Raw genomic sequence first — 13699 nt, forward strand, 5'->3', positions numbered from 1 at the left:
TCAGATGCCCAATGTGGTTCGGATGACGGCCAGTGGTCTGCGCAAAATCCAGTAGCTCAAAACCGTCCAGCGGCCCGTGATCTTGGCGGTGCCTTTGAGGCCCACGCGCGGCGACTGGTCGGCGTCGATGTGGCCCCGTATGCGGTAGGCGTAGTTGCCGTCCGGGCGTTGCACCGCTTCGTGCGAAAAGTATTGCAGCCGCGCTTGCACCGGCGACAAGGGGTCGGATTGCAGGTACAGCACGATGCTGTCGCCCAGTTGTAAATCAACCGCATCGGCCACGGGCAGCCAGGCTTCCACCTCGGCATCGCCGTTTTTGGCGATGCGCATGATGCGTTCACCAATCGCCACCGGTTTGCCGATCCAGGTGGACGGGTCGTCGAACAGGACCATGCCGTCGGCAGGCGCTTTGACGGTGGAGCGCTGCTTTTGGTCTTTGAGGTATTCGAACTCGGCGCGTTTTTCTTCAATGCTGCCGGCTTGACTGGCCAGTTCGATCTTGTATTTGGGATCGACCAGCGCCATCTGGCTGGTTTGTCGGTACTGGGCCAGTGCGGTTTCCAGCGACTGACGGGCCACGTTGACTTTGGTTTCGATCAGGACAGGGTCAAATGCAAAAAGCGCCTGGTCCTTCTTCACCGTCGTGTTGGGTTGCACATCAAACCGTGCAATGACGCCTTCGATGGGGGCCCGCACCACCACCGGTTGCGAGGGGACCACTTCGCCCGGGGCCAGCACCGTGGTGCGCACGGGGGTGAACAAGAAAAGCAGGCAGACGCCGACAATCCAGCTGATTTTGCGTCGGTACCAAACCCGGTCGCTGTCCCGCAAATCGAACCACTGTCGCCATTGACGCCAGGACCGCCCCCCGGCAGGGGCGTTGCGCGCACGCCAGGCGTGCAGCCAGGTTTGGCCCCATTCCTGCAAGAGTGCCAGTTCGCCATCGGTCCATTCGGTGTCGCGCGCCAGCAGCAGTGCACCAGCGGGCTGGCCGGGCAGGGGCAGCATGATGGCGTGCGCAGGCAGCCAGTCGGCCCAGGTGCTGCGCACCTCTTCGGGCAGCTCTGCGGGCGAGAGGCGCACAGGGGCATCTTGCAGCGCAGACCGGGCCTTGAACAATTGCTTGAGCCAGTCGACATAAGGCGCGTTCTGGTCGGGTTGGACCACACCCGACAAGGCCTGCACCCCGGAGTCAGACCACCACAGTGCGGCTTGCCGGTAGGGCGTGAGGCTGTGACTGCCATTGACCAGCATGAAGGCCAATTCATCGGCAGAGGTCGCATTGCGGGCGCGGCGACCCATTTCCAGCAAGCTCAGCAAAGCGGGCGGGACACCGGCAGCGATTGCCGACGGTTCACGTTCTGGCGCTTTTTTTTCAGGTTTGACCATGACGAAGGATGATTTCCATGTTGAACAGTGTTGCCGACAAGGTGACGCTGCTAGATTGCCGCAATTTATCGCTGAAGCTCATGCGACCTCCGGGCGTTGAAAGGGTGGGTTTTATTTTCAGGCGGAAGGTCGTCGTCACCTTTTCTCCATCCTGGTCCACGGCGGTGAGGTGCAACTCCAACTCTTGCTGTGCACCTTCAGGTGGTTGCACCAGCAGTTGACCTGTTTGACCGTTGAAGCGAGCCCAGGCAGGCAAGGCTTGGCCATCGGCCAAGCTCAGGCTCAGCGCCACTTGAGCATCAGCGCTGACATGGGCAAACGCATCGGGTGCGATCAGCACGATGCTGGTTTCCCCAACCGGAACGGTCTGGTCGGTTTGACCGCGCAGCACGCCGATGCGCCCTTCTGCGAGGCGGGTCACCACCACCGGGAAACCATCCGCGCGGGTGATGACCGGTTCCGGCGTGAACCAGTTGGCGACCGCCAGCGCAGGACCCCAGTCTTCGCCTGTGTTCATCCAGTTTTGTGTCGTGGATGGGCCGGCATCCCATGAGCGGTGACCGCCGACCAGTTTCATCCAGTCGCTGCCTGGGCTTAGCAGTGAAGCTGCAGGCTTGGGCAGTTCGCCTTTGATGGACCTCCATTCGACAGGCGGAGTGTCCAGGCTTCTGGAGTCGAAGCCAAGGGCGCTGAAGTCGATGCCTTCGCTGAAGGCGCTCGTTGTCTTGTTGCCTTGGGCATCGCTGGATTTAACCGACGAAGGTGACACGATTTCCAGACCAATGCCATCACCTTTCAGAACGTTGCCTGCAGTGTCGGTCACGACCCAACGGAACAAGTAGCGACCATCGGCCAGAGCTGTTTGCTGGGCGGTGGTGGTGAGCCAGGTTTGACCGTTGTCGGTGGAGCGTTCAAACACCACACTGGCGCCCACCTCGACATTTGATGCGGTGAGGTTGAAGTCACGGTCTTGGGTGACGATGTCTGCGGTGGCGTTGCCGCTGTCGTTCAAGTCGATAAAGAGCAAGGTGGCTGCAGTGGGTGACTGGGTGTCTACCACCACATGCTGAGCCAATGAAGATTGTGCATTGCCCGCGGCATCGGTGATGACGGTGCGGAACAAGTACGAGCCATCGGCCAGAGCTGTTTGCTGGGCGGTGGTGGTGAGCCAGGTTTGACCGTTGTCGGTGGAGCGTTCAAACACCACGCTGGCATCCAACTCGACGTTGGAGGCCGTGAGGCTGAAATCACGGTCTTGGGTGACGAAGTCTGCGGTGGCGCTGCCGCTGTCGTTCAGATCGACGATCGAGAGAGTCGCTGAAGGCGTGGCCCGGTCGAGCTCAAAAGTGTGGCTTTCTGTCGCTGTGGCATTGAAGCTGTTGGTGACAGTGGCCGTGACCTGAATAAAGCCGTCGACCAGCGGCGTCAAATCGAGTGTGGACACGAGCCAAGCGCCTTGCGCGTCGGTCGTGGTCTGGACGGTGACGTTGTTTTGAGTGATATCGGTCAGGGTCAGAGTCACCGTCTGGCCTGCGCCCACGCTGGAGGTATTGCCGCTGAGCGTCACTGAGCGTGCTTCTTGTGCGTTGACGATGTTGTCCGTTGTGAAGCTGATCACGGGTGTGCTCATGGCCACAAAGCCCGGGTCCAGAATCACGCCGTCGGCCACGCCGTCGTCGTCACCGCGTCCACCGTCCCGAATGAACAGGCTGACGGTGTCGGTCTGGCCATCGGCATTGCTGTCAATGAATTGGGCGCCGGTGCCTGAAACAGCATCCCAGGTGAAGGCCCAGACGGTTTGCGTGGTGGCATTGACCTTGAAGTAGGTGTTGTACTGGCCTTCACGCAAGCGCAAATCGATGCGGTGGATTTGTCCAACGGATTGGTTGATCACCTGTGCGGCCAGCAGGTCGACCTGGCTTTCGTCCACCAGACCGGTCCGCACAATTTGCGGGTACATGCGGAACTCCAGCACATCGGTGATGTTGGTCACCGTTTGGGTGCTACCCAGCGAGGCGCTCAAGAGCTCACCACTGCTGACGGCCCGGTTCTGGATGCTGTCGATCTGCATCTCGACTTTGAGGTAACCCCCGGCGTTGAAGCTGGGGTTGTCGAGCAGGTTGACGAATGCGGGGGCCTGGACGGTGGCATCCATCGCCACATTCAGGCCACTGGTCATTTTCAAGGTGGCCACGTCGCGTTGGTCGGCGTCGTCGATGCCGTCGGTGTTCAGGTCAAAGAAACCTTTTTCCTCGGCAAAGACGATGCCATCGCCGTCCAGTTCTTGCAGGTCGTTCTGGCTTTGTGGCGACACAATCCGAACGGGTGTCGAGGGGCTGATTTGCGAGACGTTGCCCGCCCGGTCCTCGAATTGGTATTGCACAGTCCAGTCGCCTTCAGGCAATGCTGCCAAGGCCATGATGGTGTGGGTGGCCGCGTGGTACAGGCTTGGAATGACCCGGCCGTCCACCACCAAAGCCACGCGCGCAGCGCCCGTGGGCAGCGGTTGGACGTTCAGGCTGATCATGCCGCTCGGTGAGGGGTTGGGTCCGATCAACGTCGGCGCTTCGGTCGGTGCCGCAGGGGCTGTGGTGATCAGCTCATAGGCTTGCACCAGGCCTTGGCTCAGGTTGGCATTGCCATTGCGCACGATCTGCAGCTGGATGGTCTTGCCGCTGCCTGTCTCCAGTTGGGCGTTGGACCAATACAGGTCGGTGCCTTGCACCATGGCCGTCAGGTCCACCCATCCGGTGCTGCCCGCAGCAGACACCACACCGTCCAGTCGGCCATACAGGCGGTCGTTGGCCCCCAGCGTGGACGTCAGGCGGGCATTGATGGTTTGTTGGGCCTGGCTGGTCACAAAGTCATTGGCCTGCACACCGGTGTCGCTGGACAGTTGCAGTCCGGTCACCGAGGGCAGACGGTTCATGATGGCTTCAATCAGGCTTTGCAGATCACCGACGGTGGCCACACCGCTGCCGTTGTCGGCGGTGGCGGCAATGCTGGCTTTGAGTGTGGCCAGATCAGTGCTGCTCATGCCCGATGTATTCAGGCCTAGGGCCTGCAGATCGGCCAGGCTCAGCGCCTGGGTGTTGCCTGCAGCCGCGTCCAGAGTGCGTTGCACTGCAGCGGCCAGGGCTTCGATCTCGGCCACCGAATCCACTTTGTCTGAGCTCAGACCGGCAATGGCGCTGTTGAGCAATTGCAAGCCGACGGGCGTCAGGTTGGCTGCGGTGCTGGCGCCAATCGTGCTGTAGGCCGAAGCGGCAGGATCGAGGCCTGGCGTCACATCGGTCAGGGCCCCATTGGCCTCGGCCAGGATGGCGCTGTAGGCGTTGACGATGTCTTGCACCTTTGCGCGGGTGTCTGCCTGTGCGCCGGTGACCGCCGCAGACGCGAGGGCGCTTTGCACGGCCGCCAGGTTTTGGCTGTTGACCCCGGTCACACCTGCAAATACAAAGTCTGCCGCTGTGGGGGGCGTGCCAGCGTTGTTTTGGGCGTATTGGGTGATGGCGCTCAGGGCATATTGTTCCGCCGATGTTTGCAGCAGCATGCGCAACTCGCTGAGCGAATCGGCGCTGGCCGCCGTGACAGCCGAAGTGCGCAACAGGTCTGCCAACGTCTGCAACTGACCTGCCGTCACGCCCGTGATGCCCAGCGCCTGCATGTCCTGGATGGTCAAGGCTTGCACCAGAGTCTGGTCATTGGCCAAGGCCATGATCTTGCTGACGGTGCTGGCCAAGGCTTCGATCTCGGAGACCGAGTCCACCGCATAGAACGGCAAGTCTCCGATGACGTCGTTCAGCAAGGCCAGGCCCTGGGCATCCAGTGCAGCGGCCTTGACGGCACCGATGCGCAAGAAGTCTTGCACCGTCGGGTTTTGGCCGGGTGTGGCATCGGCGGTCAGGCCGTTGGCTTCGGCCAGGATGGTGCGGAATGAATCCACCACAGCTTGCGCCTTGGCCACGGTGTCCACCGACGTTGCCGTGACCGCCGCTGAGGCCAGTGCGCTGTTGACGGCAAAGATGTTCACGCTGTCCACGCCCGAGATACCGGCGCTGGCATAGTCCACCACGGTGGGGACGGTGCCGCTGTTGGCCTGGGCGTATTGCTGGAGGATGCCCAGCAAGTGTGCGTTCACAGTGTCCACCAGGGTCTGCAGTTGGGCGGGTGTGCGCACACCCGATCCGTCATCGGCCGTGGCTTGCAGCGCCGACAGGACGGTGCTCAGGTTGTTGGCGTTGACGCCGGTGATGCCCAGTGTGGCGAAATCGGTCAGCGTGGCTTGAGCCATGGCGCTGTTGGCGGCTGTGGCCATGACCGCGTTCACGGCATGGGCCAAGGCCTCGATTTCGGCCACGCTGTCCACTTGCGAGGGCAAGGACTGGCCGATCACCAGGTTGAGCAGCGTTTGGGCGGAACCGCTGTTGGCCATCGCCGCTGCGGTGGTCGCCCCTAGGGCCGCATAGGTGCTGGCCGTGGGGTTGACGTTGGGTGTGGCATCGGCATTGCTGCCATTGGCTTCGGCCAGCAGCAGGTTGTAGGCATCGACCAGGCGCTGGATGCTGAGCGTGCTGACCACTTGCGTGCCGGTGATGGCGGCGGTGGCCAGGGCGCTCTCGATGGCGGCCAGATTCCCCGCATTGACGCCCGTGACGCCCGCTGCGCTGAAATCAGTCAGCGTGGGCGCGATGCTGCCTGCAGCGGTGCTGCTGTCGCCTGCATACGCCTGAATCACCTGAATGGCAGCTTGCTGGCGCTGCTGCGCCAACAAGATTTGTGCATGGTCTTGCTGGGCTTGGGTCACCAAGGCCTGCAATTCGGCCAGGGTGTCGACGCCTGTGGCGTCGTTGGCAGACGCTGCCACCAAAGCCAGGAACACCGGCAGGTTGTCGGCATTCAGGCCGGAGATGCCCAAGGCCCCCAGTGCTGCCAAATCGATGACGGGCAACGGTGTGGGCGTGGCACTGAGTGCGGCCAAGGCCTGCAGCTGGGCCACGGTTTGGGCCAGGGCCTCGATCTTGGCGACGGTGTTGACGTCAGGGGTGCTGAGGTTGCCGATGGCATCGCCCAGCAGAGCCAGGCCGGAGCTGCTCAAAGCGGCTGCGGTGGTGGCACCGATGGCGCTGTAGCTGGCCGCGCTTGGGTTGCTGCCCGGTGTGGCATCGGCGGCGCTGCCATTGGCTTCGGCCAGGATGCTGTTGTAGGCATTGACCAAAGTTTGCACATCGCTGGCTTGGGTCAGGCTGGTGGCTTGCACAGCAGACGAGGCCAAGGCGCTGGAGATCGAGGCCAGGTTGCTGGCGTCCACGCCGGTGATGCCCAGCAGCAGATAGTCGTTGAGCACAGGGGCATTGCCAGCAGACGGCAGTGTGGCGTCGCCCGCGTAGGTTTGCACCGCGAGCAGCGCAGCAGCCACGGCATCGCTTGCCGCCTGGGTGACCAGGGTTTGCAACTCAGACAGGGTGTCGACGGCGCTGCCATCGTTGGGCGATGCCGCGATCTGTGCCAGCACAAAAGCCAGGTTGTAAGGCGTCACACCCGAGATGCCCAGGGCCGCAAAGTCGGCCATGGTCAAGGGCTGTGCAGGGGCTGCGCCTGCGGCCGTGCTCATCAGGGCGTCCACGCGGGTGGCCAAAGCCTCGACCTTGGCGACAGTGTCCACACCGCTGGTGGTCTGGCTACCGATGACGGTGTTGAGCAGCGACTGTGCAGCAGAACCGTTGGCAAAGCCTGCGGCGGTGGTGGCCCCAATGGCGGAGTAGTCGGCAGCATTGGGGTTGACGGAAGCGTTGGCATCGACCGCTGCGCCGTTGGCCTCAGCAAGGATGCGGTTGTAGGCGTTGACCAGGGTCTGGATGTCGGCGGTGGTGGCGACGGCAGAGCTGACCACGCTGGCGCTGGCCAGGGCGCTGTTGAGCGCAGAGAGGTTGGCACTGGAGACGCCCGTGACGCCAGCGACCTGGTAGTCACTGAGGGTGGGCAAGGTACTGCCAGCGGCGGTGGTTGCGTCGCCTGCGTAAGCTGCGATTCGGTCAATGGCTGCTTGAACCGCCTGCGTGTCGCTGGCAAGGACCAAGCTCACCAAGGCTTGCAGCTCCGTGACGGAGTCGACAGAAGACGCATTGGCCGTGGCCGCGATGGCGGCCATGACGGCCGTCAGCGTATTGGCGGTGACACCCGTGATGCCCATGGCTGCGAAATCGCCTTCGTTCAAGGCCGGCGAAGCGCTGCCGTCTGTTGCAGTGGTCACGACTCGGGAAGCGATGCTGGCCAGCGACTCGATCTTGGCGACGGTGTTGACGTCAGAGGTGCTCAGGTTGCCGATGGCATCGCCCAGCAAGGCCAGGCCGGAGGTGCTCAAAGCGGCTGCGGTGGTGGCACCGATGGCGCTGTAGCTGGCCGCGCTTGGGTTGCTGCCCGGTGTGGCATCGGCGGCGCTGCCATTGGCTTCGGCCAGGATGCTGTTGTAGGCGTTGACCAAAGTTTGCACATCGCTGGCTTGGGTCAGGCTGGTGGCTTGCACAGCAGACGAGGCCAAGGCGCTGGAGATCGAGGCCAGGTTGCTGGCGTCCACGCCAGTGATGCCCAGCAGCAGATAGTCGTTGAGGACCGGGGCATTGCCAGCAGACGGCAGTGTGGCGTCGCCTGCGTAGGTGTGCACGGTGGCCAGCGCTGCGGCGATGGCATCGCTTGCCGCCTGCGTGACCAGGGTTTGCAACTCAGACAGGGTGTCGACGGCGCTGCCATCGTTGGGCGATGCCGCGATTTGTGCCAACACAAAAGCCAGGTTGTACGGCGTCACACCCGAGATGCCCAGGGCCGAAAAGTCGGCCACGGTCAAAGCCTGTGCAGGGGCTGTGCCTGCGGCCGTGTTCAGGATGGCGTCCACGCGGGTGGCCAAAGCCTCGACTTTGGCGACAGTGTCCACACCGCTGGTGGTCTGGCTACCGATGACGGTGTTGAGCAGCGACTGTGCAGCAGAACCGTTGGCAAAGCCTGCGGCGGTGGTGGCCCCAATGGCGGAGTAGTCGGCAGCATTGGGGTTGACGGAAGCGTTGGCATCGACCGCTGCGCCGTTGGCCTCAGCAAGGATGCGGTTGTAGGCGTTGACCAGGGTCTGGATGTCGGCGGTGGTGGCGACGGCAGAGCTGACCACGCTGGCGCTGGCCAGGGCGCTGTTGAGCGCAGAGAGGTTGGCACTGGAGACGCCCGTGACGCCAGCGACCTGGTAGTCACTGAGGGTGGGCAAGGTGCTGCCAGCGGCCGTGTTGGCGTCGCCTGCATAGGCCGTGATGTGGGCAATCGCCGCATCGCGCAGGGCATTCAGGGCGACTTGCTGGTTGTACGCCCCGATGGCCGCATTGACCACGGACTGCAGTTCAGCCTGTGTGTCGATGGCCGACCCGTCGTTGGCCGTGTTGGCAATGCCCGCCAGCACGCTGGCCAGGTTGTCGGCCGTGACGCCTGCGATGCCCATGCTGGCCAAGTCTGCAGCGCTCAGGCTTGGCGCTGGTGCTGGCACCGCGTTTTGTGCCGCCAGGCCGCTGATGGCCACAGCGGTGGTGGCCAGCGCTTCAATCTTGCTGACCCGGTCCACACTGCCAGCGCTCAGGTTGGCGATGGTGTCATTGAGCAAGGTCTGCGCAGCAGAGCCATTGGCCAAGCTGGCGGCGGTGGTCGCACCGATGGCGCTGTAGGTCGCCACTGTGGGGTTTTGCGCCGGTGTGGCGTCTGTGCCAGAACCGTTGGCCTCGGCCAGGATGAGGCGGTAGGCGTCGACCAAGGCTTGCAATTCGGCCGTGGTGTTGACTTCCGCGCTGGTGATGGCCGTGCTGGCCAAGGCGCTGGCGATGGCCAGGCGGTTGCTGTTGTCCACACCGGTTACCCCGGCTTGGCTGAAATCGCTCAGGCTTGGGGCGCTGCTCAGCGCGGCATTGCTGTCTGCATAGCTTTCGATGGCCGACAGGGCATTGAAGCGGCTGATGGCCGCATCGACGACCGACTGCAATGCGGCGAGGCTGCTGACCTGCGCACCCGAGTCGGTGGTGGCGGCGATGGCCGCCAAAACTGCAGCGATGTTGCTGTCGTTCACGCCGGTGAGGCCCAAGCTGCTCAGAGCCGTGGCCGTCAGGGCTGGGCTGGCGGTGTTGCCAGCCGCAGTGACCATGACGCCCGTGACGGTTTGCGCCAGTGCATCGATCTCGGGCACGCTGTCGACCGCGCTGAGCACTTGAGCGCCCAGACTGTCGTTCAACAGCGCCAGGGCGTTGGTGCCTTGGGCGGTGTTTTGCGCCGCCAGGCCAATGCTGGCACCCATGGCCGCGTAGGTGCTGGCTGTGGGGTCAGCCACGGTCAGGTCGTTGGCCGAGCCGTTGGCTTCGGCCAGGATGCGGTTGTAGGCATCGACCAGGGTTTGCAGCTCAGGCAGCGAATCCACTTGGGCCGAGGTGATGGCGTTGGCGGCCAAAGCGCTGTTGAGTGCTGGCAAATTGGCTGCGGTCACGCCAAGCGCGCCTGCCACAACGTAGTCGTTGAGCGTGGGCATGACGGCGGTTTGAGGCGCGTCGGCATAGGCTTGGAGCACGGCAAATGCGGCATTGACGGCCGCCTGCGAGCGAACGGTGAACAGGATCAGGGCCTGCAGTTCATCGAAGCTGTCGATGGCGCTGCCATCGTTGGCCGTGCTGGCAATGGCACCCAGCACCTGCGACAGGTTGAGCGTGTCCACGCCCACCAGACCCAGCAAGGCGAAGTCGGCGGCGGTCAACGCACCCGCCAAGGTGCTGCTGGCCGCATTCGGTGTGCTGGCTGCTGTCAACATCAAGCGTTGCACCACGCTGGCCAGGGCATCGATCTTGGGCACGGTGTCCACATCGGACCGGCTCAGTTGGGCGATGGCGTTGTTGAGCAACAGCTGGGCATTCGACCCGTTGCCCAGGCTGGCGGCTTGGGTCGCGCCGATCAAGGCGTAGTCTGCCTTGGTCGGGTTCACCGTGGGGCTGCTGTCTGCTGCGCTGCCATTGGCTTCGCCCAGAATGCCGTTGTAGGCACTGACCAGGGCTTGAACTTCGGCCAGGGTGTCGGTTTGTGCGCCTTGAACCCCGGTGGTGAGCAGTGCACTTTGTACAGAACCCAGGTTGGCCGCTGAAACGCCGGTGATGCCCGCCATCGCAAAGGTGCTCTCGGTGGGGGCTGTGCCACCATTGTTCTGGGCATACGCTGTGATGATGCCCAAGGCACCATTGACGGCATCCACCAGGTTTTGCAGTGTGCTCAGGTTGTGAATGGCGCTGCCATCGTCAGCACTGCTGTCCACCGTGGCGAGGATGCGGCCCAAGTTGCTGCTGTCCACGTTTTGCAAGCCCAGCAAGGCCAGGTCTTGCACCATGAGTGCGGGCACCGGGGTGGCCCCTTGTGCTGTGAGCATCAGGCGGTTGACCACGGAGGCCAGCGCGTTCAGCTCGGCGATGCTGTCCACTTCTGCCGGATCGGCGGCCAGCACGGTGGTGTTGAACAACTCGAACGACGCTGCGTCGAGTGCAATGCCACCCAGCGACACGCCAAGGGTCTGGTAGTCCTGCAGTGTCGGGGTGTTGTCGTTCAGGATGCGACCGTAAGCGTCAGCCAAAGCCTGTACTTCGGCGGTGCTGTCCACGGCAGTGCCGGTCACGCTGGCGGTGAGCAGGGCACTGTTCAGGGAGTCAACCACTTGGCTTGAGCTCAGGCCCGTGACGCTCGGCAAGGCCACACCTGCCGTCGTGAAGGTGTCCGATGTCGGCACCGGCAGACCGTTGATGGCTGCGTTGGCTTGTGCAAAAGAAGCGATCGTTGCCAAAGCATCGGCGCGGGCCATAGCGGTGTCGGCCAAGGCTTGCAGCTGCGCCAGGCTGGCGATGCCGCTGCCGTCGTCGGCCGTGGCGGCCACGAGTTGCAGCAACACCGTCATGGCCGAATCGGTCAGGCCGGTGATGCCCAGGCGCGTGAGGTCGGCCGCCAGCAGCACCGGGCTGCCGGTGCCGCCTGCTGCCGTGGTGAGCAGGCTGTTCACCCCTGCGGCCAGGGCGTCGATCTCGGACACGCTGTCCACACCTGCCCCGTTTTGTGCGCCCTGGCTGTCGTTGAGCAGTGCCAGACCTGATGTGTTGGTGGCGATCGCGCCCAGTGTGACGCCGATGGCCTGGTAGTCGGCCACTGTTGGGTTTTGCGCCGTGGCATCGGCCGCTGCGCCATTGGCCTCGGTCAGGATGCGGTTGAACGCATCGACCACGGTTTGCACTTCGGTCGTGGTGTCGGCCAGAGTGCCGGTGATGGCGGTGCTGGCCAGCGCGCTTTGGATGGCAGCCAGATTGCCGCTGTCCACGCCGGTCACGCCCGCCTGTGCAAAAGTGGTGGGGGTCGGCGCAGTGCCGCCGTTGCTTTGCGCGTAGCTGCTGATGGACCCGAGCGCTGCCGTGTAGGCGTTGGTGGCGGCCGTGACGACCGATTGCAGTTCGCTCAGACTGTCCACTTGGCCTGTGCTGGCGCTGGCGATGGCCTGCTGCACCACGGCCAGGTTGGCGGCGGTGACGCCGCTCACGCCCAGCGCGCTCAGATCGGCCAGGCTGGGGGCGTTGCCCAGGCTGTCGCTGCTGGCGGTGTTCACCACGCGGCTGACCTGTGCGGCCAGTGTGGCCAGTTCGGCGCAGGTGTCGACTGTGCTGGGGGCCAGTCCGCTGATCACGGTGTTCAACAAGTAGGCTTCTGCCGCGGTGATGGCGGTCAGGCCCAGTGTCGCGAATTGGGCCTGGCTCAGGCTGGCGGGGGTGGCCAGGTTGCTGTCGGCCGCGGCCAACAGGGCGTTGAATGCCGTGACCACGCTTTGCACCTCGGTGGTGCTGTCGGTGCTGCCCGAGGGCAGCTGCGCGATGAAAGTGTTCAGGTGGGCCAGTTCGGTGCTGCTCACGCCCGCCACTTCGGCGTTCAGGTAGTCCTGCAGCTGCGGTGCGGTGTTGCTGCCGGTGTAGGCGCTGATCACCGCCAGGGCATCGTTGTAGGTGCTCGCAGCGGCATCGACGATGGCCTGCAGTTTGGCCACCGTGTCGGCACCCGAGCCATCGTTGGCGGTGGCTTCGATGCGCTCCAGGATGGCGGCCAGGTAGTGGTCGCTGACGTTGTTCAGACCCAGGTCGGTCAGCCTTGCCACGCTCAGGGGCGTGGCAGGCGTGCTGCCCAAAGCGGTGAGCATGATGTCGCTCACCGTGCTGACCAGGGCCGTCAGGTCGGCATAGCTGCTGACCTGCGCGCTGGTTCGGCCATCCAGCACGTCATTGAGCAGGCTCAGTTCGGTGGCGGTGTCGATGCCGTGCAGGCCCATTGCGTTGACTTGCGCCGGGCTGAGGGCCATGTCGTTGTCGCTGCCATCGCCATCCAGACTGATTTGCAGTGCGTTGACGGCATTGACCAGGGTCTGGATTTCAGCGGTGGTGTCGGCGTCCGAACCGGTCAAAGCCTGGCTGGCCAAGGCTTGCTGGATGAAGGCCAGGTTGTTGATGTCGACACCGCTGACGTTGGCTTGGGTGAAGCTGCTCAGGCCAGGCAGGCTGCCGCCGTCGTTTTGTGCGTAATCGCGGATCACAGACAGGGCCGTGTTGTACGCGTTCAGGCCTGCGTTCACGGCGGCGGCCAGATCGACCACGCTGTGGATGGGGGCGTAACTTGCACTGCTGTTGCCAATGGCGGCCTGGATGTTGGCCAGGGTGTCGGGTGTGGCTTGGGTCACGCCCAGCAGGGCCAGGTCTTGCAAGCTCAGCGTTTGCGGTGCACTGGTCAGGCGGTTCACTGCCGCAGCCAAAGCATCTAGATCGGCAATGGTGTCGATGTCGGCTACAGCCTTGTCACCGATCACGTCGTTCAGCAAGGCCAGCGCGTTGGCGTTGGTGGCAATGCCGCCCAGCGTCACGCCCAGTGTCTGGTAGTTGGCCACAGTAGGGTCCGAGCCGGTGGCGTCGGCCAAAGCGCCATTGGCTTCGGCGAGCACCAGCGCATAGGCGTCAACCACCGCCTGGATGGCGGCGGTGGTGGCGACATCGGTCGCATCGACCGGTGTGCTGGCCAGGGCGCTGTGAACGGCGGCCAACAACACGGTGTCGGTGGTGCCGTTGGACAAGCTCAGGCCCGAGACACCGGCGGTGGTGAAGGTGGCCAGATCGGGCGGTGTGCCCGAGTTGCTTTGAGCGTAAGCGCCGATGGCCGACAGGGCGGTGTTGTAAGCCGAGACGCCGGAGGCGACCACGGTTTGCAGGCTGCTCAGGCTGTTGATGCCACTGCC

General features: G+C 63.7%; 2 protein-coding genes (1 of these 2 running past the window's edge). Both read right to left on the bottom strand.

Annotation, left to right across the window (positions count from 1 at the left end; genetic code table 11):
• Complete coding sequence (locus tag ACZ5VE_RS05225; RefSeq protein WP_464456981.1) at positions 1–1389, bottom strand: efflux RND transporter periplasmic adaptor subunit; 1389 nt, start codon at positions 1387–1389, stop codon at positions 1–3.
• Positions 1376–13699, bottom strand: partial view of an Ig-like domain-containing protein gene (locus ACZ5VE_RS05230; protein ID WP_464456982.1) — the end only. Its footprint extends 36435 nt past the window's final position; 12324 of the gene's 48759 nt are visible here — the last part of the coding sequence; the start codon falls outside the window, past its right edge; its stop codon occupies positions 1376–1378. The genes ACZ5VE_RS05225 and ACZ5VE_RS05230 overlap by 14 nt, the downstream gene beginning before the upstream one ends.

It is taken from the genome of Limnohabitans sp. INBF003, from assembly GCF_055396645.1.